Origin of the sequence: Streptomyces sp. SKN60 (assembly GCF_026236535.1) — a bacterium.
Taxonomy (GTDB): Bacteria; Actinomycetota; Actinomycetes; order Streptomycetales; family Streptomycetaceae; genus Streptomyces.
The window spans coordinates 108,022-129,129 of the sequence record NZ_JAHTMW010000002.1 but is presented as its reverse complement, the minus strand read 5'-3'; the positions used below and the strand labels follow the sequence as shown (position 1 = coordinate 129,129).

Genomic DNA, 21,108 nt, shown 5'->3' with positions numbered 1-21,108 from the left:
GCCGTGAGCGCGACCGCGGACCACGCGGAGGAGCGGACCAACCCGGCAGCGAGGCTGGGGTTCGAGCCCGGACAGGTGGTCCAGGAGATCGGCTACGACGACGACGTCGACTTCGATCTCCGTGAAGGCATCGAGTCCCTTATCGGCCAGGAACTCGTGGACGAGGACTACGACGACGTCGCCGACGCCGTGCTGCTGTGGTTCCGCGACGAGGACGGTGACCTGACCGACGCCCTGGTGGACGCCATCGGCTTCCTTGAGGACGGCGGCCAGATCTGGCTGCTGACCCCGAAGACGGGCCGCGACGGCTACATCGAGCCGAGCGACATCAACGATGCCGCGCAGACCGCTGGTCTCACACAGAGCAAGAGCATCAGCGTCGCCAAGGACTGGGTCGGCACCCGACTCGGCACCCCGAAGCGCTGATCACCCCCGAACACTGCGCGGAGCCCCCGCCGGAGCACCTCCGGCGGGGGCTCCGCGCGTCCCCGCACCCGGCGGCCATAAGGTGGGTTTCACCGTTTCGGCCCAAAAGCTGGGCCGCCGGCGAAGGGATGCGTACGGGATGGCGATCGAGATCGGCGCACAGGCCCCCGACTTCGAGCTGAAGGACAACCACGGCCGCACCGTGCGGCTCTCCGACTTCCGCGGCGAGAAGCGCGTGGTGCTGTTCTTCTACCCCTTCGCCTTCACCGGCGTGTGCACCGGCGAGCTGCGCGCCCTGCGCGAGCGGGCCGGAGAGTTCGTCAACGACGACACCCAGCTGCTCGCCGTCTCCGCCGACTCCATGCACACCCTGCGCGTCTTCGGCGAGCAGGAGGAGCTGGAGTTCCCGCTGCTCTCCGACTTCTGGCCGCACGGCGAGGTCTCCCGCGCGTACGGCGTCTTCGACGAGGCCAAGGGCTGCGCGGTGCGCGGCACCTTCGTCATCGACAAGGCCGGCGCCGTCCGCTGGTCCGTCGTCAACGCCCTCCCGGACGCCCGCGACGCCGACGCGTACGCCAAGGCCCTCGCCGCCCTCTGACGGACCCCGTGGACCCCCGGACGGCCCTGCCGGACCAACACTCGGGCGAAACGTCTGTTTCGACGGGGAACCCGTCACTAGGATCCACACGTTGATCGGATGACAACGCACGACTGGGGGCGCTGCCCCTGAAACCAATGGAGGGACTCGTGGGAGTCAGCCTCAGCAAGGGCGGCAACGTCTCGCTGACCAAGGAGGCCCCGGGCCTGACCGCCGTCACGGTCGGTCTGGGCTGGGACGTCCGCACCACCACCGGTACGGACTTCGACCTCGACGCCAGCGCCATCCTGGTGAACGAGGCGGGCAAGGTCCGCAACGACCAGGACTTCGTCTTCTTCAACAACCTGAAGAGCGCGGACGGCTCCGTCGAGCACACCGGTGACAACCTGACCGGTGAGGGCGAGGGCGACGACGAGCAGGTCAAGGTCAACCTGGCCGGCGTCCCGGCGGATGTCGCCAAGATCGTCTTCCCGGTGTCGATCTACGACGCCGAGAACCGCCAGCAGTCCTTCGGCCAGGTGCGCAACGCGTTCATCCGCGTCGTGAACCAGGCCGGCGGCGCCGAGATCGCGCGCTACGACCTGTCGGAGGACGCCTCGACCGAGACCGCCATGGTCTTCGGCGAGCTGTACCGCAACGGCGCCGAGTGGAAGTTCCGCGCCGTCGGCCAGGGCTACGCCTCCGGCCTGCGCGGCATCGCGCAGGACTTCGGCGTCAACGTCTGAGCCGCGCACCCGACATCGTCCGGCGCCGCACACTCCGTGCGGCGCCGGACGTGCCTGTAGAGAAACACCTGACAGGGGAGGAACCATCGTCATGGGCGTCACGCTCGCCAAGGGAGGCAATGTCTCCCTCTCCAAGGCCGCACCCAACCTCACCCAGGTGCTCGTGGGTCTCGGCTGGGACGCGCGCTCCACCACCGGAGCCCCCTTCGACCTCGACGCCAGCGCCCTGCTGTGCCAGTCGGGGCGGGTGCTCGGCGACGAGTACTTCGTGTTCTACAACAACCTCAAGAGCCCCGAGGGCTCCGTCGAGCACACCGGTGACAACCTGACCGGCGAGGGCGAGGGCGACGACGAGTCCCTGATCGTCGACCTCACCAAGGTGCCGGTCCAGTGCGACAAGATCATCTTCCCGGTCTCCATCCATGAGGCGGACAATCGCGGCCAGACCTTCGGCCAGGTCAGCAATGCCTTCATCCGTGTGGTGAACCAGGCCGACGGGCAGGAACTCGCCCGGTACGACCTCTCCGAGGACGCCTCGGGCGAGACCGCGATGATCTTCGGCGAGCTGTACCGCTACAACGGCGAATGGAAGTTCCGGGCCGTGGGACAGGGGTACGCGTCCGGCCTTCGGGGCATCGCTCTAGACTTCGGGGTCAACGTTTCGTAAAGCCGCGAGTATCGCGTAAATATCACGATGGGGTAGACAGTGATTCTGAAAACCTTCGGCTGGTCGTTCGCGATCACCGCCCTCGGCCTGGCCGCCGGGGTGCTCTACGGGGGGTGGGAGGCTTTCGGGGTCGTCGCCATCCTCTGCATCCTCGAGATCTCGCTCTCGTTCGACAACGCGGTGGTCAACGCCGGAATCCTGAAGAAGATGAATGCCTTCTGGCAGAAGATCTTCCTCACCGTCGGTGTGCTCATCGCCGTCTTCGGCATGCGCCTGGTCTTCCCCGTCGTGATCGTCGCGATCAGCGCCAAGATCGGCCCCATCGAGGCCGTCGACCTCGCGCTCAACGACGCCGACCGCTACCAGGAACTGGTCACCGACGCGCACCCGTCGATCGCCGCCTTCGGTGGCATGTTCCTGCTGATGATCTTCCTCGACTTCATCTTCGAGGACCGTGACATCCAGTGGCTGCGCTGGATCGAGCGCCCGCTCGCCAAGCTCGGCAAGGTCGACATGCTGTCGGTCTGCATCGCCCTCGTCGTCCTGCTCATCACCTCGATGACCTTCGCGACCCAGGCCCACCAGCACGGCGGCGCCCACGTCGACAAGGCGCAGACGGTGCTGATCTCCGGCATCGCCGGCCTCATCACGTACCTCGTCGTCGGCGGTCTCTCCGGCTACTTCGAGAACAAGCTGGAGGAGGAAGAGGAGCGCGAGCACGAGGCCGAGGAAGAGGCGAAGCGTTCCGGCAAGAAGGTCTCGGTGGTCCAGCTCGCCGGCAAGGCCGCCTTCTTCATGTTCCTCTACCTGGAGGTCCTCGACGCCTCCTTCTCCTTCGACGGCGTCATCGGCGCCTTCGCCATCACCAACGACATCGTCCTGATGGCCCTCGGCCTCGGCGTCGGCGCCATGTACGTGCGGTCCCTGACCGTCTACCTGGTCCGCCAGGGCACCCTCGACGACTACGTCTACCTGGAGCACGGCGCGCACTACGCGATCGGCGCCCTGGCCGTGGTCCTCATGGTCACCATCCAGTACGAGATCCCCGAGATCGTCACCGGCGGCATCGGCGTGGCGCTCATCGCCTGGTCCTTCTGGTCCTCCGTGCGCCGCAACAGGGCGCTCGCGGCGGCCGAGGGCGACGCGGACTCCTCGAACGACAAGACCGAGGTGCCGTCCGGGGTGTGACACCCCTGACCATTCCGGGGTGTGACACCCCCGAGAATGAGGAACGCTTCAAGCGGGGCGGCCGGGAGCACCCGGCCGCCCCGTCGGCGTGTGTGCGGACGGGGTGCGCACGGGCCGGGGTGGACCGTAGGGGACCGACTGTGGGGGTGGGGAGCCGTGGGCTTCTTCGACAATCTCTTTCCCGGCCGGGGGGAGCCGTTCGACGCGGGCGGATCCGCCGCCGGCTCCATCGACCTGACCCGCCGCCGCCCCAGCGTCTCCCTCACCCAGCAGGGCGCCGCCACCGGCAACCTCCGGGTCAACCTCTCCTGGCGGATGCGCACCTCCGACATCGAGGGCCGCCCGCGCAGCTCCAGCAGTCTGCTGCGGCACCCGCTGCGGCTCTTCAAGCCCGAGGAGGTGCAGGCGCACACCCAGGGCATGGTCAACGTCGACCTCGACCTCGGCTGCCTCTACGAGCTGGCCGACGGCAGCAAGGGCGTGGTCCAGCCGCTCGGCGGCTTCTTCGGCGCGCTGAACGAGCCGCCGTACGTGAAGCTCAGCGGCGACGACCGGTTCGGCGCCCCGTCCGGCGAGACGATCTTCGTCAACCTCGACCACCGCGACGCGATCAAGCGCCTGCTGTTCTTCGTCTACATCTACGACCAGACCCCGGCCTTCGACCGCACCCACGCCAAGGCCACGCTCTATCCGAGCAACGGCCCGCGCATCGAGATCGAACTCGACGAGCACGCCCCGCAGGCCCGCTCCTGCGCGATCTTCAGCCTGGAGAACACCAAGGGCGACCTGGTCGTCCGGCGCGAGGTGCGCTTCGTCTACGGATTCCAGGCCGAGCTCGACCGGCTGTACGGCTGGGGCCTGCAGTGGGGCCGCGGCTACAAGTCCAAGACCTGAGGCCCCGGGCCGTACCGGGTCAGCGGCCGGTGAACTGCGGGCCCATCGGCGGCATCCGGAACTCGGGCGCCGCGTGCGGATAGCCGTACGCCGGAGCCGGCAGCGGGGCGCCGACCGGCTGCGGATAGCCGTACGCGGGGGCCGGTGCCGTCGCCGGGGGAGTGGCCGGCTGTGGCGGTACGCCCGGGGGCGCCGTGGGCGGCGGCGGAGCCGTCACACCGGACCCGGTGCCGACCGGCGGGTGCACCATCGTCGCGTCGGGGTCGTGCGCCGGGTCGTTCGCGGGGGCTTCCGCGGACGCCGCGGCCTCCGGGGCCCCGGCGGCCGGGCCGTCCACGGCCGGACCGTCCTCCGCCCCGTCCGCCCCGTCGTCGACCGAGACGCCGAAGTCCGTCGCGAGCCCGACCAGACCGGTCGGATAGCCCTGCCCGACCGCCCGGAACTTCCAGCCCTCGCCGCGCCGGTACAGCTCGCCGCAGATGATCGCGGTCTCCTCGCCGGTCTCCGCCGACACGTCGAACACCGCGAGCGGCTCGCCGCCCGCCGCGCCCGGCGCCGCGTCGTACAGCAGGATCCGCAGATCGGTCACGGCCCGGAACGAGCCGCCGTCCGAGGAGGCCGCGACCACCACCTGGTCGACCGAGGCCTCCAGGGCCCCCAGATCGGCCTCCACGGTGTCCGTCAGGCCCTCCGGACCGCGCTTCTTGGCCAGCCGGCGGACAAGGCCCGAGGGGTGCCGCGGCTGGTTGTAGAAGACGAAGTCCTCGTCCGAACGCACACGCCCGTCCGCGCCGAGCAGCAGGGCCGAGGCGTCCACGTCGGGCACCCCCGGTCCCGGTGTCCAGCGGAGCACGGCCCGTACGGCCGCGGTGTCGAGAGGGACGTTGGAGCCCTTCAGCATCGCGTGCGTCATGCCGGACATCTTCCCTGGCCGCCCGCCTCCAGGACAACGCGGGGGGCCGGAAGCGGACGAGTTACCTGAACTTCACGCACGCGGGGAACTATGGACACCCTTGCCTACGTACTATTACCGGCCACATGTCGTCCGGGCCGTCCATGCAGTCGGGGGAGAAAAATGCGTCATTTCGGGCACATCCCGGCCGCAACGCGGTCCGGATTGTTCCACCAGGAGCCCGCCGCCTTCACGGCGGACTCGCCCGCGCCCACGCTCGCCACCGCGCTCGGCGCCACCCTCTACAGCCCGGCCACCCGGCCCCGGCTCGCCGCCGACATCCGCAAGCAGGCCACCCGCGGCGTCGTCTCCATGGTCCTCTGCCTGGAGGATTCGATCAACGACGCCGAGGTCGAGGCCGGCGAGGCGAACCTGGTCCACCAGTTCGCCGAGCTCGCGGCCGCTGCCGGCGAGGACCAGGAAGGCGCCGCCGACCTGCCCCTGCTCTTCATCCGGGTCCGCGAGCCCGGCCAGATCACCGACCTCGTCGACCGGCTCGGCGAGACGGTCCGGCTGCTGTCCGGATTCGTACTGCCCAAGTTCACCGAGAGCCGCGGCCGCGGCTTCCTCGAAGCACTCGCCGTCGCCGAGCGCGCCTGCGGCCGCCGGCTCTTCGCCATGCCCGTCCTGGAGTCCCCCGAGCTGCTCCACCTGGAGACCCGGGCCGAGACCCTGGCCGGCATCGCCGCCCTCACCGGCAAGTACCGCGAGCGGATCCTCGCGCTCCGCCTCGGCGTCACCGACTTCTGCTCCAACTACGGGCTGCGCCGCACGCCCGACATGACCGCCTACGACGTCCAGATCGTCGCCGCCGTCATCGGCGACGTCGTCAACGTCCTCGGCCGCTCCGACGGCACCGGCTTCACCATCACCGGCCCCGTCTGGGAGTACTTCCGCCAGGGCGAGCGCATGTTCAAGCCACAATTGCGCCGCAGCCCCTTCCTGGAGGGCCGCGCCGAGGACCTGCGCACCGCGCTCATCGAGCACGACCTCGACGGACTGCTGCGCGAGATCGAACTCGACCGCGCCAACGGACTGCTCGGCAAGACCTGCATCCACCCCACCCATGTCGTGCCGGTGCACGCGCTCTCCGTGGTCAGCCACGAGGAGTTCAGCGACGCCCAGGACATCCTGCGGCCGGAACGCGGCGGTGGCGGGGTGCTCCGCTCCGCGTACACGAACAAGATGAACGAGGTGAAGCCCCACCGCGCGTGGGCCGAGCGGATCCTGCGGCGCGCCGAGGTCTTCGGCGTGGCCCGCGAGGACGTCGGCTTCGTGGAGCTGCTCACCGCGGGACTGGCCGGCTGACCGCCGGCCGGACCGACAGCTGACGAAGGGACGACAACGACGTGGTGTGGACCGGAACGTGGGTCGCGGAGCGACTGGGCGTCGAACTGCTCGGCGACGAGAAGCTGCCCGACCTGCTGGGCCTGGCCCTGCGCCGCAACCCCAAGCGGGCCCATCTGCTCGTCTCCAACGTGCTCGGCAAGCACGTGCCGCAGCGCCCGAGCGTCGTCCACGGCGCGGGACACGAGCTGGGGGTACGGGTACGGGAGCTGCTCGGCGACGCGGAGACCGCCCGCTCCGTCGTCCTCGGCTACGCCGAGACGGCCACCGGCCTCGGCCACTCCGTCGCCGACGGCCTGGGCTCCGCGACCTATCTGCACTCCACCCGGCGCCCCGTCGAGGGGGCCGCCACCGCCGGCGGCTTCGAGGAGTCCCACTCCCACGCCACCTCCCACCTGCTCCTCCCCGAGGACCCGGAGCTGCTGGCCGCCCCCGGCCCGCTCGTCCTCGTCGACGACGAGTTCTCCACCGGCAACACGGTCCTCAACACCATCCGTGACCTGCACGAGCGCTACCCGCGCGAGCGGTACGTGATCGTCGCCCTGGTCGACATGCGCTCGGCCGCCGACCTGGGCCGCCTGGAGGCCTTCGGCCGCGAGATCGGCGCCCGGATCGACCTGGTGGCCGGCGCGACCGGCACCGTACGGCTCCCCGACGGGGTCCTCGCCAAGGGCCAGGCGCTGGTCACGGCCCAGGAGACGGCGGCCGGTGTCGCGCCGGGGGGCGCGCCGCTCTCCGTGTCCGTCCCGCGGCAGCCCGGGGGGTCCCGTACGGGATCCGCCCCCGTACCCGCGCCCGCCTCCGCCCCCGCCCCCGTACCCGTACGGGTCGGGCTCGGCTGGCCCGCGGGCGTACCCGACGGCGGCCGGCACGGCTTCACCCCCGCCCACGCGGTGGCCCTGAACGACGCCCTGCCCGCCATGACCGAGCGCCTGACCGAGGCCCTCGGCGGCGCGCGGCGCGTCCTCGTCCTCGGCTTCGAGGAGCTGATGTACACGCCGCTGCGGCTCGCTCTCGCCCTGGAGCGGGCCGGGACCGACGTCCACTACTCCACCACCACCCGCTCGCCCGTCCTCGCCGTCGACGACCCCGGCTACGCGATACGGACCCGGCTGGTCTTCCCCGCGCACGACGAGCCCGCCGACGGCCCCGGCGAGCGGTACGCCTACAACGTCGCGGGCGGCGGCTTCGACGCGGTCGTCGCCGTCGTCGACTCCGTCGCCGACACCCCGGAACTGCACGCGCCGGACGGACTCCTCGCCCGGCTCGCCGCGCACATCCCGCACGTCGTGCTGGCCGTCGTACCGTCCTACACGCCGTCGCCGATCCCCGAAGCTCCCGAAAGGAGCTCCATGCTGCCCGAGCCCCTCCGCGGCCCCGCCTTCTCCTCTTACGCGCCGGAAGAGGTCGGCTGGCTGCTCCAGGACCTCTCGGACGTCGAGCTCGAGGCCCCGACCGAGGAGCGCGAGGAGGCCATCCAGAGCGGCGGCGCGCACTACGCGGAGTCGCTGCCCGTCGAGTACCAGCCGAGCGAGCGCTACCAGGAGCTGTACGCCTCCGCCCTCGACGCCTCCGCCGCCCGCATCGCCCGCGCGGTCGGCACCGTCACCGAGACCGTGCTCGCCGAGCGCGGCCCGCGCCCGGTCCTGGTCTCCCTCGCCCGGGCCGGCACCCCCGTCGGCGTGCTGATGCGCCGCTGGGCGCAGCACCGGCACGGCCTGGACCTGCCGCACTACGCGGTGTCGATCGTCCGCGGCCGCGGCATCGACGCCAACGCGCTGCGCTGGCTCGCCGAGCACCACGACCCGGCCGACGTCGTGTTCGTCGACGGCTGGACCGGCAAGGGCGCCATCACCCGCGAACTCAGCGACGCCCTCGACGAGTTCGACGGCTTCGTGCCGGAGATCGCGGTGCTCGCCGACCCCGGCTCCTGCGTCCGCACCTACGGCACCCGCGAGGACTTCCTCATCCCCTCCGCGTGCCTCAACTCCACCGTCTCCGGCCTGATATCGCGCACCGTGCTGCGCGCCGACCTGGTCGGCCCGCACGACTTCCACGGCGCCAAGTTCTACCGCGAGCTGGCCGGCGCCGATGTGTCCACGGCCTTCCTCGACGCCGTCGCCGCCCGCTTCGACGAGGTCGCCGACGCCGTCGACACCGAGGTCAAGGAGCTCCTCGCCGCCGACCGCACCCCCACCTGGGAGGGCTGGGCTGCCGTGGAGCGGATCAGCGAGGAGTACGGCATCCACGACGTGAACCTGGTCAAGCCCGGCGTCGGCGAGACCACCCGGGTCCTGCTGCGCCGCGTGCCCTGGAAGATCCTGGCCAAGCGCGGCGCGGGCGCCGACCTCGCGCACGTACGGCTGCTCGCCGAGCAGCGCGGGGTCCCGGTCGAGGAGGTCGACGAACTGCCGTACAGCTGCGTGGGGTTGATCCACCCCCGGTTCACCCGAGGGGCGACGGGCGCCGACGGCAAGGCGGTGGTGTCCCAGTGACCAGCACCCGTATGCCGAACCCCACGGCCACCCCCACGGCCACCCCCACGGTCCTCGTCGCCAGCGACCTCGACCGCACCCTGATCTACTCCAGCGGCGCCCTCGCCCTCGGCATGCCCGACCCGCAGGCCCCGCGCCTGCTGTGCGTCGAGGTGCACGAGGCCAAGCCGCTCTCGTACGTCACCGAGCGCGCCGCCGCCGAACTGCGCGCGCTCGCCGCCGAGACGGTCTTCGTGCCGACCACCACCCGCACCCGCAAGCAGTACCAGCGGATCCGGCTGCTCGGCGACGCCCCGGCGCCGAAGTACGCGATCTGCGCCAACGGCGGGCATCTGCTCGTCGACGGCGTCTCCGACCCCGACTGGCACGCCGGCGTCCTGCGCCGGGTCGCCGAGGCCTGCGCGCCGCTCTCCGAGGTCCGCGCGTACCTCACCGCCACCACCGACCTGTCCTGGGTGCGCAAGCACCGCGTCGCCGAGGACCTGTTCGCCTACCTCGTCGTCGAACGCGAACGCCTCCCGCAGGACTGGCTCGACCGCTTCACCGCGTGGGCGGGCGAACGCGGCTGGACCGTCTCCCTGCAGGGCCGCAAGGTGTACGCGGTGCCCCGGCCGCTCACCAAGAGCGCCGCCATGCGCGAGGTCGCCCGCCGCACCGGCGCCACCCTCACCCTCGCCGCCGGCGACTCCCTCCTCGACGCCGACCTGCTGCTCGCCGCCGACCGCGCCTGGCGCCCCGGCCACGGCGAACTCGCCGACACCGACTGGGGCGCGCCGCACGTCACGGCCATGCCCGAGCGGGGCGTCACGGCGGGCGAACAGATCATCCGCGCCTTCCGCGCCGCGGCGCGGGAGCACTCCTCGCCGCAACTCAACGGCGCACCCGTGCCCCCGCCCGCGCCCTCGCCCTCGCCCGCCGCGCTCCCGGACCCGGCCTGACCGCCCGTACGATCCGGACAGCCACGAAGCACGCGCACGCCGCGAGCGCTGCGCCGAGCACCGCCTTCGAGTAGACCGACACATAGCCGGTGACCTGCTCCCAGTTCTCGCCGAGGGCATACCCGGCGAGAACGAAGGCGGTGTTCCACAGCGCGCTGCCCAGCGCGGTGAGCGCCAGGAACACCGGCAGCCGCATCCGCTCCACCCCGGCCGGCACCGAGACCAGACTGCGGAAGATCGGCACCATCCGCCCGAACAGCACCGCCTTGGTGCCGTGCCGCGCGAACCACGCCTCCGTCCGCTCGATGTCCGCGACCTTGACCAGCGGCAGCCGGGCGGCGACCGCGATCACCCGCGCCCGCCCGAACAGCGCCCCCGCCCCGTACAGCGCGAGCGCGCCGACCACCGAACCCGCCGTGGTCCACAGCAGCGCGGCGAGCAGCCCCATCCGTCCCGTCGAGGCGGCGAACCCGGCCAGCGGCAGGATCACCTCGCTGGGGATGGGCGGGAAGAGGTTCTCCAGGGCGACGGCGAGGCCCGCGCCGGGCGCGCCGAGGGTGTCCATGAGGCTGTTGATCCAGTTCTCGATGCCGTTCTCGGTCCAGGTCTCCATGGCGTCGACGCTAGAAATGCGCAGGTCGCCGGGGACTGGTGCGGGCCGCACGGAACGATGCGGTTTTCCGCAGGGTGCGGACGGCGTCCGCCCGCTAGCGTGACCGGTCATGAGGCCGATCATGAAGAACTCCGGCCGCGCGGCCCGCACGGTGACGGCCCTCGCCCTGGGCGCCGTTCTCACGCTCGTCGAGGTGGTGGCCGCGCTGCTCCTGCTGCCGCTCCTGGTGTGGCCGGGCGGCCGGCGGACGGCCGCGCGGGTGGCCGAGCGGATCGTCCGGGCCGGGCGGTGGCGCCTGGACCGGCTGCTCGGCGTCCGCGTCCCGCCGTACGGACAGCCGCGCACCCTGCCGTACCTCGTGGCGCGCTGGCCGCTCGACCTGCTCGGGATCGCCGTCCTCGCCAGCGCGGTCACCGGCCTGGCGTATCTGTTCTTCGCGCTCGGCGGCTGGCTGTTCGTCGACCTCCGGGAGCCGTTCATGGTCGCGCTCGGCGGGCTCGGCGGCCTGCTCATGCTCTTCCTGTCGGTCCAGGGACTCAATCAAGTGGCCCGCACGCACGTCGAGTTGGTGCTGCGCATGCGCGGTCCGCGCCGTACCGACGTGCTGGAGGCGCGGATCGTCCAACTCGCCGCGAGCCGCGCCGAGATCATGGACGTCGTCCACGAGGAACGCCGCCGCATCGAGCGCGATCTGCACGACGGCGTACAGCAGCGGCTCGTCGCCCTCGGCCTGCTCCTCGGCCGGGCCCGCCGCGGCCGCGACCCCGAGCGGGCCGCCGAACTCCTGCTCCAGGCGCACGAGGAGGCCCGGCTCGCGCTCGACGAACTCCGCGAGGTGGCCTGGCGCGTGCACCCGGCGATCCTCGACCAGGCCGGCCTGCGCCCCGCCCTCGAAGCGGTCGCCGAACGCAGCCCGCTGCCCGTGCGACTGGCCTACGCGGTGCCGCGGGAGCTGCCCAGGGCGGTTGAGACGGCCGCGTACTTCGTGGTGTCGGAGGCGGTGACGAACGTGGTCAAGCACGCGGGGCCGGTCAGCAGCGTGGACGTACAAGTGGGCTGGGAGGACGGGGTGTTGGACATACGGGTACGGGACGACGGGCCCGGTGGCGCCGCGCCCGGCGGCGGTAGCGGTAGCGGAAGCGGCGGCGGCAGCGGGCTGGCCGGACTCGCGGGCCGGGTGGCGGCGCTCGACGGGCGGTTCACGGTGGACAGCCCGGCGGGCGGACCGACGGTGATCGGGGCGGAGCTGCCGTGCGTGTGATGCTCGCCGAGGACTCCACCCTGCTGCGCGAAGGGCTCGTACGGCTGCTCGCGGAGGAGGGCCACGAGGTGCGGGCGGCGGTCGGCACCGGCGTCGAACTCCTCGCCGCCGTCGCCGCCGACCCGCCGGAGGTCGTGGTCGCGGACGTACGGATGCCGCCGACCCACACCGACGAGGGGCTGCGCGCGGCCCTGGAGATTCGCGGCCGGTGGCCGGCGGTGGGCGTGCTCGTGCTCTCCCAGTACGTGGAGAAGCGGTACGCGACCGAGCTCCTGGTGGAGGGATCGGGCGGCGTCGGCTATCTGCTCAAGGACCGGGTGGCGCAGGTCGACGAGTTCCTCGAGGCCCTGGAACGGGTCGGCGAGGGCCGCACCGCCTTCGACCCGGAGGTCGTCCGCCGCCTCCTGGTCCGCTCCACCCACACCGACCCGCTGGCCCGGCTGACCCCGCGCGAGGGCGAGGTCCTGGCGGCGATGGCCCAGGGCCACACGAACGCGGCGGTCGCGGCGCGGCTGCACGTGTCGCAGAGCGCGGTGGAGAAGCACATCAACGCGATCTTCGACAAGCTGGAGCTGACGGGCCGGAGCGAGGGCTACAGCAAGCGGGTCCTGGCGGTGCTGAGGTACCTGGACAGCTAGGGCGTGTCTCGCCCTAGCCGCAGCAGCCGCCTCCGCAGCAGCCACCACCGGAGGCCTTGGGCTGTGCGGCGGCGGTCCCGCCCACGGCCACGGCGGACAGCAGCTTCACGGTGTCGTCGTGCCCGGCGGGGCAGGCGGCGGGGGCGGCGGACTCGGCCATCGGGCGGCTGAGCTCGAAGGTGTCGCCACAGGTGCGGCAGCGGTACTCATAACGAGGCATGGCCACAGGTTACGGGGTGGGGCTCAGGCCCGGCCCCGCTCCTCCCGGATCTGCTCGACCACGTGGGCGGCGGTCTCGCGGATCGCCTCCAGCTCGGTGAGGAAGGCCCAGTAGTCGGGGTGCCGTTCGCTGTCGAGCCCCGCCACCGCCCGGTCGATCCGGCCCACGGCCTCGTCGAGCGGGCGGGCGTGCCGCGGCTCGGGGGTGCTGCGCCCGGCCATCGCGAGCCGCTGGGCGTCCCGTACGGCGAAGCGGGCGCGCTCGATCTCGGCCTGCGGGTCCTTGGCGACGGCGTTCAGCCGGCGCAGCCGGTCGCCGGCCGCGGAGACGCCCTCGTCGGCCGTGTTGAGCAGGGCGCGGGCGGTGGAGAGCAGCGAGGTGGCGTCCGGCCAGCGCTGCTCGGCGCGGGCCTTCGACGCCTCGGCCAGCCGTTCCTCGGCCTGGTGGGAGGCGGTCGCGGCCTGCTCCGGCACGTGCTGGAGGTCCTGCCAGCAGGCGGCGGCGAACCGGCGCCGCAGCTCGGACAGGACCGGCTCGACCCCGGCGGCGCGGGTGGCGAGCGCCTGCGCGCGGGTGCGCAGCGACACGAGCCGCTTGTCGATCTCGGCGGCCCGCTCGGGCACCCGCTCGGCCTCGGCCCGCACGGCCTCCGCCTCGCGCAGCACGGTGTCGGCGCGCTGCAGGGTCTCGGTCACGCCGTGCCGCCCGGCCCCCTCGTTGAGCCGGGTGAGCTCGGGCCCGAGCCGGGCGAGCCGGGTGGCGAGGTCGTCGGCCCGGAACCCGGCCTCCCGCACCGCGTCGAGAGCGGTGCTCGCGTGACGGAGCGCCTGCCGCGCCCGCTCGACGGCGGGCGCGAGCCGGGCCAGCTGCGTCTCGGCCCGGTCGAGCAGCGGCGCCAGCCCCTGCTCGAACCGGTCCAGCTCCTCCTTGGTCCGTACGAGTTCGGCCTTGGCCCGCTCCAGCTCGCTCCGGGCCCGCCCGGCGGTCGCCGCGTCCAGCTCGACCCGGTCGAGGTCATGGGCGTCGACGGCGGTGATGTACGTATGGCTGACCTCGTCGATCCGCCGCCCGAGCGCCGCGAAGCCCTCCACAGCGCGGCGGGCGTCCGCCGAGTCGTCCACGGCGCTGATCGTCTCGATGGAGATCCGCAGCCCGCGCTGCGCGGTGTCCAGCTCGTAGAACGCGGCCGCCGCGGCGTCCTTCGCCGCCTGCGCCTCGGCCCGCCGGCTCTCGTCCCGCCCCCCGAACCACCGCCGCCCCCCACCGCCCCCGCCCCCGGCGAAGGCCTGCGGCAGCAGCGCCCCGACGAGCAACGGCAACGCGAGCGACACCCGGAGCAAGCCACCGATCCCGGACGCCGCCCCGCCCCTGCCCTCGCTCGCCCTCACGTCGCCTCTCCCCGTGCCGTCTCGCCGCGTGCCCGACCGGTCCAATTCTCCCACCCCGGACAGACGCCCACACGCCCCCACCGGTTCACCCCACCCCCCCCACCCTCCATCCGTTTGCGGTCCCCACCCGTTCGCCATGTACGCTGTTGATTCACTCCACGGGTGCGTAGCTCAGGGGTAGAGCGCTGCTCTTACAAAGCAGATGTCGGCGGTTCGAAACCGTCCGCGCCCACCAGCACAAAGGCCCCCAGCCGATCATGGCTGGGGGCCTTTGACATCTACTTCTGACATCAACGGGGGCGGTCGGTCACGACCGGGGACGCCTCCTGAGCAGCCGATCCATGTGGCTCACGGCCTCGCGCTGCGTGTCCTGCACGACGTGGGTGTAGACGTTCATCGTCACGGCGATCTGGCTGTGCCCGAGGATCTCCATCACGACCCGGGGCGGGACGCCGGCGGCGGTGAGGAGCGTCGCCGTACCGTGCCGCGCATCGTGCAGCCGGATCACCCGGAGATCGGCGTTCTTCGCGACCCGGGTGAACGAGCGGTAGAGGTTGCGCGGCTCGATGGGCTGACCGGTACGGGTGGTGAAGACGTACCCGGTCTCCGTCCACTTCTCCCCAGCGCGCTCGCGGGCAGCCGCCTGCTTGAGACGCTGCCAGCGCAGGGGAGCGACGCAGATGGCGGGGAGCGGAAGCGTCTGCTTGCGCCGGCGCCCCTTGGGATCGTCCTCGTACACCTCACCGGCGACCCGCTGACGCTGGGTCCTGACCCGGATCTCCCGCTTGGCGAGGTCGACGTTCTCCCAGCGAAGGCCGACAACTTCCCCGCGGCGGAAGCCGAGGGCGATGGCGAGCACGAAGGCGGCGTACAGCGGGTCCTTCCGGGCGGCGGCGAGGAAGTCGAGGGTCTCGTCCAGGGACCAGGGCGAGAGGTCCCGTTCCGGTACCTTCGGCGGCGCGACGAGCGTGGCTACGTTCCGCGTGACGAGTTCCTCGCGGCAGGCGGCGGTCAGGGCCGTCCGCAGGACGCGGTGCGCCTCCTTCGCAGTGGCAGCGCTGGTCTTCTTCTCCAAGGCGACGAGGAACCGTCGAACATCGGCGACGCTGAGCGACTCCAGCCGTTTGGAGCCGATCATCGGGACGAGGTACAGGCGGACATGCACGTCGTATTTTGCGGCGGTGGTCTTCTTAAGGCGAGGCTTGACGATGTTGTCGAGCCAGTACGGCAGCCACTCGGAGAGCTTCATCGAACGGGTCGGGACGGGAATGCCGTTGTCGACCTTGTCGAGGAGCGCGCGGCGCTTGGCGTCGCACTCGGCCCAGGTCTTGCCGTAGGCGAACTTCCGGGCCCGCGTGCCGTCGGGCTGGAGGACGTAGACGGCGGCCTGGTAGCGACCATCTGCCCGCTTGGTGATCGTGCCGGCCCCGTTGGGGTTGCGCTTGCGCGGAGTGGCCATCAGGCAGCCTCCTCAATCTGGTTGTCGATGAAGTCCCGGACGGCTTCGGCGGGAACCCGGCGAGACCGGCCGATCGTGATGGAGATCAGTCGGCGAGAGCGGATGAGGTCGTAGACGGTCGAACGTCCGAGCTTGAGCCGCGCCATAACCTCAGGCACGGTCAGCAGTTCGGGGGCGGCGGTGGTCATGTTGCGGCTCCTTCCAGGGCGAGGTGGTCGTGCAGGGCTTCGCGAGCGGTCTCGCGATTGAGGGCGATGTCCCGGGCGATGGACGCGGCGAGGACGGCCTCTCCGGGGCTGTGGCCCTGGCCGGCGTACTGCCAGGAGGCCAGGACGAGGACGGTGTCCGGCTCAATGTCGTCCAGGCCCCGGGCGGCGCGTTCCTGGGCGGCGCGGTAGTCGGCGCGGGTCTGGCGGAGTTCGCCCAAGGTGGTCGAGTACTGCCGGGACTTGGTGGAGAAGTGGCCCCGGAAGCCGAGCATGTGCGCCCAGGCGAGGAGGCGCCGGTCCGGGTAGAGCGGGTCGAGGTCGAAGCAGGCTTCCACCAGGCGCCGGGTGTGGTCGGGGACGCCGAGGAGGACCAGGGCCTCGCGGTTGCCGATGCGGCGGTCCAGGCTGCCGGTGGTCTCGGCGGCCTTGGTGGAGTACTTGGCGATGTAGGAGGCGACGGCCTGTTCGGTGATGTCGGAGCCGTCGCCGAAGGCTTTGACGGGCCGGATGTCGAGCTGGGTGCCCCAGCGGAGGCGGCGCGCGGGCTGCTCGCCGGCGGCCGGGACGGTGACGGTGGTGTAGGCGTGCACGGCGGCAGCCCGTAGGGAGTTCGCCAGCAGCTCGGTTGTGGCCCAGGACGGCGGAGGGCTGTCGGGACCGTCCGGGCCGTCGAGGCGGACGACGGCGTGGAAGTGGACGGCGCCGCGCCTCTGGAACTCGGCGACCTTCCCGTACGAGATCCGCGCGACCTCCTTCAGCTCCCGCTGCGAGAGGTCCGCGCACGCGGCGATCTCGCGGCGGAGTCGGTTGGTGAACCTCTGCCAGAGCTGCCCCGCGTGGTTGTTGAAGAGGACGGCGGCGGCGTAGTCGTACGTGTCGGGGTCGAGCGGAGTGCCGAGCGCGGGATCGTCCTCGGCGTGCCGGGTGCCGCACCGGCAGGGGCGGATGCCGGGCCGGTTGTGGACGGGGCCGAAGGACGGCGCGGTGAGGGTCAAGAACACGCGGGGGTGGTCGCGGACGGCGGCGGGGATGGCACGGCGGTCGTCTCCGGCGAGGCCGGCGCGGATGAGGTGGAAGGTGTCCCCGGCGTAGGTCCAGGCGCAGGCGGGGCAGCGGGAGGCCCGCCGGTTGCCGCAGGCGACCCGGAGCCGTCCGCCCGGCTCGGTGTCGGTGGAGTACCGGTGCAGGGTCTCACCGGTGGTCTTGTCCTGGGTGAGGGTCCAGCCCTGGAGGTGGATGGGGTTGGAGCAGCCACCGGTGCGCTGGATCTGCTCCTTCCAGCGGTCGAAGCCGGGGGACCCGGCCACCCGGAGCATGTCGCCCAGGGTGGCCGAGTCCAGGCCCGCCGCAGTGAGGACGGCGTCGTTCAAGGGGGTCACTTCCCGACGCGGACGAGGGTGGTCGGGACGGTGTGGCCGAGGCCCCGGCAGACGGGGCAGGTGGCGGGGAGCGTCTGGCGCCGACCGTCCGGGGTGATGGTGCCGGTGGTGATGTGGACGACGGGGAAGCCGTCGCAGTGGGAGCAGACGCGCGTGCTCTGGGTGTGGGGCATCATGAGCTGTCCCTTTCGGGTCCGTTGGATCAGGGAGGGGTTCAGGCGCCCGGGGCGGCGGAAGTTTGGCGACGGAAGCCGTCCCGGGGCCGCTTAGCGTGTGTTGCGCCTGCCGTGGCCCTTGGCCGCGTACATCGAGGCGTCGGCGGCCGAGAGAGCGTCGGTGAGGACCGGGACCGTGAGGTCTGCGCGGTGGCAGGAGCCGACCGAGGCCGAGACTCGTAGGACGTGGCCGTTGTGCGTGACCGGTTGGTCCAGGGTGGTCCGGAGCGGCAGGAGCCCCGGGGTCCGGTCGGGGTCGGTGACGATGGCGGCGAACTCGTCTCCGCCGAGGCGGGCGGCGATGCCGTGGCGTCCGCACCAGTCGGTCAGTCGGCGGGCGGTCTCAGTGAGAACGGCGTCTCCGGCGGCGTGGCCGTGGGTGTCGTTGATGGCTTTGAAGTCGTCCAGGTCGACCAGGAGGACGAGGGCGTTCGCGTGCTTGGCCATCAGGTGTTCGGCGCGAGCGGTCCATCCGGCGCGGGTGTGCAGCCCGGTCAGGGGGTCGCGGCGGGCGGTGGCCAGGCGGCGAAGGAGCAGGCCGCCGTGCAGGGCCCAGCCCAGGGCCGGTAAGCCCGCGGCTGCGATCGTCTGGGTGTCCATGTGGGTCACCGGCCCTTCTGGAGGTCGCGGACGAGCAGCCGCAGGACCACGGCGCTCACGGCGACGGACGCGCCGGTGATGGCGACCGCGAGCAGCAACGAGACGAGGACCGTGCCCACCAGGAGGACGAGTCCGGCGCCGCCGGCGACGACGGTGACGAGGCCGGTCGGGGTGAGTCGGACGGCCGGCACCTGGACGCGAGGCGTGGCCTGGGTGGGCGCCGGCGCGTGGTTGTGGTGGCAGGGCGTCGGCTCGATCGAGGTCGAGTCGGTCGGCTGGACGAGCGGGGTGACGATGCCGGTCGGCAGCGGGTTGACCGGGATACGCGGACGGAACATGGCGGGTCTCCCTAGTTGATCGTGCTGTCGATGAGCGGGGCGAGGACGCTGTCGGCGAGGAGGTAGCCGCCGAGGAGGATCACGGCGACGAGCCACCAGGGCGGGCGGATGAGCTTGATGCCGAGGGCGCCGACGACGATCAGGGCGAGCCAGAGCGGGACGTCCATGAGCGGTTCTCCTTCGGGTCAGCGAACGGTGCAGCGGTGCGTGCGGGCGGCGAGCTGGGCGGCGGAGGAGCTGGAGTAGTCGGCGGACCAGCCGCAGCGGTCGGCGGTGCAGACGGCGGCGTACTTGGTGCGACCGTTGCGGTCGCGGTAGGTGCCGATCTGTACGGGGCCGATGCGCATCACGGAGTGGAAGCGGTCGCGGGCGGGCATTGCTACCTCCTTTCAGGCGAGTTGGGCGGCGATGGCGTTGGCCATCGGGGGCGGGACGCCGAGGCGGGCGCGCAGGGTGTCGGCGTCGATCGGGTGGCCGGTGCGGGCGCGGTGGTCGTCGGCGACCTTGCGGGCGTGAGCGACGAGCGCCGGCGGTACGGCTACGGGGGTGGGCTCCGGCTCGGGGGCGGATTCCTCGGCAGGCTCGATGCCCGGCACCGGCCCCGATTCCGGAGAGGGGAGGGCCGGGGCGGGAGCGATCTCCGGCTCCGGCGCGGCCACCGCGTCCCGCTCGATGACCGCTTCCACGGCCGGGGAGGGTTCTGTATCCCTGTCCGGCTCGGCGGTGAGCTGGTCGGACGCCGGATGGCCGGGGGCGTGGACGAGGAGGGTGCCGCCGAGGAAGGCGAGCGCGGGCCACCCGGCGACGAGGATGCGCAGCCAGTCCGGTACGTCGGTGAGGTCGAGGAGCCCGGCGGTGGCGACGTTCGCGCCGAGGGACGCGGCCAGGGCCACGGTGAACCAGGTCCAGGTCGAGCGGGCGGAGGTGCCGGCGGCCCGGAGGCCCCGGAGTCGGTTCCAGGCGGCGACGAGGAGGAGATCGACGGAGACCGGGTAAGCCCACGCCTTCCATCCGGTCTGTCCGGCGGCCTGGGCGAGGTCGTGCAGGTGGGCGAAGGACAGGGCACCGGCGATCACGGCTTGCACGAGGACGGCGTCCGGCCGGAGCGTGGGGCGCATCGCGGTTCCTCCTTTCCGGTTTCAGGCAAGGGAGGGGTAGGGACGTGGCGTGAGGCGGTCACGCCGGCCGTGGGGCGGGAACGGTCAGGCGGTCGCGGGAGCCGTCGTGATGGCGGGTGTCGCGGTCTTCGCCAGGGGCGGCAGGACGGGCCGGAAGGCGTCCAGCGCGGGAATCTCCGGGGCCCGGTGGGCGTGGGCGTTGCAGATGTTCACGGCCCGCCGCAGGGTGAGGTGCGGGGTGCGGATGCGGACCCAGCCGCCGGAGGAGTCGCCGACGACGGCGGTGCCGGGCCGGTCGGTGGGGATCTGGATGGTGGCGAGCACGGCGTCCGGGGAGATGTCGCCGAAGGCCATGTTGGCGGACGTTTCGTCGTTGACGCGGTGGGCGGTACGGCCGGTGAGCTGGGCCCGGAGCATGGTGATGCCCTTGCCGAGTTCGGAGCCGAAGCGCTGCCCGCAGATCTCCAGGTAGATGCCGGCGGCGCGGCCGAGCTGGGAGAGTCGGACGAGTGAGGTGATGATCCGGTCCCGGCGCTTCTCCTCGTCCTTCGTGGCGAAGAGGGCGAGTTCGGCGACCTCGTCGACCAGCAGGACGATCGGAGTCGGGCGGATGTCGGCGGGGAGGTCCCAGATGTCGGCGGTGATCTCCGCGTCCGGGACGTCTGCGCTCAGCCGCTGCTCGCGCCGAATGAGCTGATAGACGTCCTCCATGTGCGCGACGAGGGCGTCGAGGAGTTCGGCGGCGGTGTCGGGGTTGTCGGCGAGGGCCGTGAACCTTCGTGCTAGCGGAGCGAGTTCGACGCCCTGCTTGCAGTCGATGCCGACGAGGGCCACGTCGAGAGCCGCGAGGGCGGCGACGAGGTTGCGTTGATAGACGGACTTGCCGGACTGGGTGGCGCCGACGTTCAGAGCGTGCGGGATCTGGCGGTAGTCGCGGTAGTAGACCTCTCCGTCCTCCCGCAGGGCGACCGGTACGCGCATCACCCCGCCGCCGGGCAGTGCCGGCATCTGTACGCGCTTGAGGACGTCGTATCCGGTCATCCGCAGTTCGACGACACCGGAGCGGATCTCCCGGGTCGTGACGTTCCGCATGACGAACGAGTGCCGCAGTCGGTCCGATGCAGCCGAGAAGTCGAACGTGTCCTGACCCGGGCGGAGTTTCACCCGCAGCACCAGACCCGTACGCGTCGGCCGCAGCCGCAGAATCCGGGGAGATCGAGATTCGGGGACGGGGCGGCCGGTCAAACGGGCCAGGGTGAGGCGCCAGCGCGAGGGCGGGACGGTCAGCCCGCACGCGTCCATGACGGACGAGTACCGGACCAGGACCCGCACGATCGCGAGACCGATGCCGAAGCTCAGCCAGTACCAGGCCGGACGCTGCCACCGAAGGAGCAGCGCGACCGTGGCGACCAGGGTGAGAGCGACCGTTAAGGCGGTCAT

Annotated in this window: 25 protein-coding genes and 1 tRNA gene; 12 read left to right on the top strand and 14 right to left on the bottom strand. The window is 72.1% G+C overall.

The features are described from left to right. The first annotated feature begins 3 nt into the window (after window positions 1-3). The 6 genes from KV205_RS03705 (at window position 4) to KV205_RS03680 (ending at window position 4,498) form a co-directional block, all read left to right on the top strand. The gene (locus KV205_RS03705; RefSeq protein ID WP_265862089.1) at window positions 4-426 is read left to right on the top strand and encodes a DUF3052 domain-containing protein; all 423 of its coding nucleotides are present in this window, start codon (window positions 4-6) and stop codon (window positions 424-426) included. A 139-nt stretch (window positions 427-565) separates the two neighbouring features. Beyond that, window positions 566-1,024: a peroxiredoxin gene (locus tag KV205_RS03700; RefSeq protein WP_265862088.1), complete on the top strand. Its 459-nt coding sequence runs from the start codon at window positions 566-568 to the stop codon at window positions 1,022-1,024. Window positions 1,025-1,173: 149 nt separating this feature from the next. Then, a complete protein-coding gene (locus tag KV205_RS03695; protein WP_265862087.1) occupies window positions 1,174-1,749 on the top strand; it encodes a TerD family protein in 576 nt (191 codons plus the stop codon). 91 nt (window positions 1,750-1,840) lie between these two features. Then, complete coding sequence (locus tag KV205_RS03690) at window positions 1,841-2,416, top strand: TerD family protein (protein WP_265862086.1); 576 nt, start codon at window positions 1,841-1,843, stop codon at window positions 2,414-2,416. A gap of 39 nt (window positions 2,417-2,455) precedes the next feature. Continuing rightward, window positions 2,456-3,604: a DUF475 domain-containing protein gene (locus KV205_RS03685; protein WP_265862084.1), complete on the top strand. Its 1,149-nt coding sequence runs from the start codon at window positions 2,456-2,458 to the stop codon at window positions 3,602-3,604. Window positions 3,605-3,760: 156 nt separating this feature from the next. Then, a complete protein-coding gene (locus tag KV205_RS03680) occupies window positions 3,761-4,498 on the top strand; it encodes a Tellurium resistance (RefSeq protein ID WP_265862083.1) in 738 nt (245 codons plus the stop codon). Between the two features lie 19 nt (window positions 4,499-4,517). Here the strand turns inward: KV205_RS03680 and KV205_RS03675 are convergent, their stop codons facing one another. Next, window positions 4,518-5,420 (bottom strand): TerD family protein, encoded by a 903-nt coding sequence (locus KV205_RS03675; protein WP_265862082.1) that lies wholly within the window; start codon window positions 5,418-5,420, stop codon window positions 4,518-4,520. Between the two features lie 153 nt (window positions 5,421-5,573). Between KV205_RS03675 and KV205_RS03670 the strand changes: the two genes are divergently transcribed. The 3 genes from KV205_RS03670 to KV205_RS03660 are packed head-to-tail and all read left to right on the top strand — an operon-like array spanning window position 5,574 to window position 10,230. Continuing rightward, complete coding sequence (locus tag KV205_RS03670) at window positions 5,574-6,758, top strand: HpcH/HpaI aldolase/citrate lyase family protein (protein WP_265862081.1); 1,185 nt, start codon at window positions 5,574-5,576, stop codon at window positions 6,756-6,758. 41 nt (window positions 6,759-6,799) lie between these two features. After that, entirely contained in the window at window positions 6,800-9,292 is a 2,493-nt protein-coding gene (locus KV205_RS03665; RefSeq protein ID WP_265862080.1) for a phosphoribosyltransferase, read from the top strand. A gap of 11 nt (window positions 9,293-9,303) precedes the next feature. Further along, a complete protein-coding gene (locus KV205_RS03660; protein WP_265862717.1) occupies window positions 9,304-10,230 on the top strand; it encodes an HAD family hydrolase in 927 nt (308 codons plus the stop codon). On the opposite strand, the gene KV205_RS03655 is transcribed toward KV205_RS03660, so the two are convergent. Then, window positions 10,163-10,843, bottom strand: coding sequence for a DedA family protein (locus KV205_RS03655; RefSeq protein WP_265862079.1), 681 nt, complete (start codon window positions 10,841-10,843; stop codon window positions 10,163-10,165). The two genes, KV205_RS03660 and KV205_RS03655, sit on opposite strands and share 68 nt — an antisense overlap. 109 nt (window positions 10,844-10,952) lie before the next feature. Between KV205_RS03655 and KV205_RS03650 the strand changes: the two genes are divergently transcribed. Further along, entirely contained in the window at window positions 10,953-12,104 is a 1,152-nt protein-coding gene (locus tag KV205_RS03650) for a sensor histidine kinase (RefSeq protein WP_265862078.1), read from the top strand. Further along, window positions 12,095-12,742, top strand: a complete 648-nt coding sequence (locus KV205_RS03645; protein ID WP_265862077.1) for a response regulator transcription factor — start codon at window positions 12,095-12,097, stop codon at window positions 12,740-12,742. The genes KV205_RS03650 and KV205_RS03645 overlap by 10 nt, the downstream gene beginning before the upstream one ends. Window positions 12,743-12,755: 13 nt before the next feature. Here KV205_RS03645 and KV205_RS03640 read toward each other — a convergent pair whose 3' ends face one another. Beyond that, window positions 12,756-12,962, bottom strand: a complete 207-nt coding sequence (locus tag KV205_RS03640) for a zinc ribbon domain-containing protein (protein ID WP_265862076.1) — start codon at window positions 12,960-12,962, stop codon at window positions 12,756-12,758. Window positions 12,963-12,985: 23 nt separating this feature from the next. After that, a complete protein-coding gene (locus tag KV205_RS03635) occupies window positions 12,986-14,488 on the bottom strand; it encodes a hypothetical protein (protein ID WP_374214613.1) in 1,503 nt (500 codons plus the stop codon). 22 nt (window positions 14,489-14,510) lie between these two features. Between KV205_RS03635 and KV205_RS03630 the strand changes: the two genes are divergently transcribed. Beyond that, window positions 14,511-14,585: transfer RNA gene (locus KV205_RS03630), tRNA-Val, on the top strand. 72 nt (window positions 14,586-14,657) lie between these two features. Here KV205_RS03630 and KV205_RS03625 read toward each other — a convergent pair. The 10 genes from KV205_RS03625 to KV205_RS03580 all read right to left on the bottom strand — a co-directional run bounded on the left by KV205_RS03625 (window position 14,658) and on the right by KV205_RS03580 (window position 21,108). Further along, the gene (locus KV205_RS03625) at window positions 14,658-15,809 is read right to left on the bottom strand and encodes a site-specific integrase (protein WP_265862075.1); all 1,152 of its coding nucleotides are present in this window, start codon (window positions 15,807-15,809) and stop codon (window positions 14,658-14,660) included. Continuing rightward, window positions 15,809-15,997, bottom strand: a complete 189-nt coding sequence (locus KV205_RS03620) for a helix-turn-helix domain-containing protein (RefSeq protein WP_031069916.1) — start codon at window positions 15,995-15,997, stop codon at window positions 15,809-15,811. The genes KV205_RS03625 and KV205_RS03620 overlap by 1 nt, the downstream gene beginning before the upstream one ends. Next, window positions 15,994-17,388: a replication initiator protein RepSA gene (repSA, locus tag KV205_RS03615; protein WP_274710044.1), complete on the bottom strand. Its 1,395-nt coding sequence runs from the start codon at window positions 17,386-17,388 to the stop codon at window positions 15,994-15,996. The genes KV205_RS03620 and repSA overlap by 4 nt, the downstream gene beginning before the upstream one ends. Before the next feature lie 5 nt (window positions 17,389-17,393). Then, window positions 17,394-17,573 (bottom strand): hypothetical protein, encoded by a 180-nt coding sequence (locus KV205_RS03610; protein ID WP_265862074.1) that lies wholly within the window; start codon window positions 17,571-17,573, stop codon window positions 17,394-17,396. A 90-nt stretch (window positions 17,574-17,663) separates the two neighbouring features. Continuing rightward, window positions 17,664-18,212, bottom strand: coding sequence for a GGDEF domain-containing protein (locus KV205_RS03605; RefSeq protein ID WP_265862073.1), 549 nt, complete (start codon window positions 18,210-18,212; stop codon window positions 17,664-17,666). A 5-nt stretch (window positions 18,213-18,217) separates the two neighbouring features. Beyond that, the gene (locus KV205_RS03600) at window positions 18,218-18,550 is read right to left on the bottom strand and encodes a SpdD-like protein (protein ID WP_265862072.1); all 333 of its coding nucleotides are present in this window, start codon (window positions 18,548-18,550) and stop codon (window positions 18,218-18,220) included. 11 nt (window positions 18,551-18,561) lie between these two features. Continuing rightward, window positions 18,562-18,717 carry a hypothetical protein gene (locus KV205_RS03595; RefSeq protein WP_265862071.1) on the bottom strand — a complete coding sequence of 52 codons (156 nt, stop codon included), beginning with the start codon at window positions 18,715-18,717 and terminating at the stop codon, window positions 18,562-18,564. Between the two features lie 18 nt (window positions 18,718-18,735). Beyond that, window positions 18,736-18,927: a mobile element transfer protein gene (locus KV205_RS03590; RefSeq protein WP_265862070.1), complete on the bottom strand. Its 192-nt coding sequence runs from the start codon at window positions 18,925-18,927 to the stop codon at window positions 18,736-18,738. Window positions 18,928-18,939: 12 nt separating this feature from the next. Next, complete coding sequence (locus KV205_RS03585) at window positions 18,940-19,668, bottom strand: DUF2637 domain-containing protein (RefSeq protein WP_265862069.1); 729 nt, start codon at window positions 19,666-19,668, stop codon at window positions 18,940-18,942. Window positions 19,669-19,752: 84 nt separating this feature from the next. Further along, window positions 19,753-21,108, bottom strand: coding sequence for an FtsK/SpoIIIE domain-containing protein (locus tag KV205_RS03580; protein WP_265862068.1), 1,356 nt, complete (start codon window positions 21,106-21,108; stop codon window positions 19,753-19,755).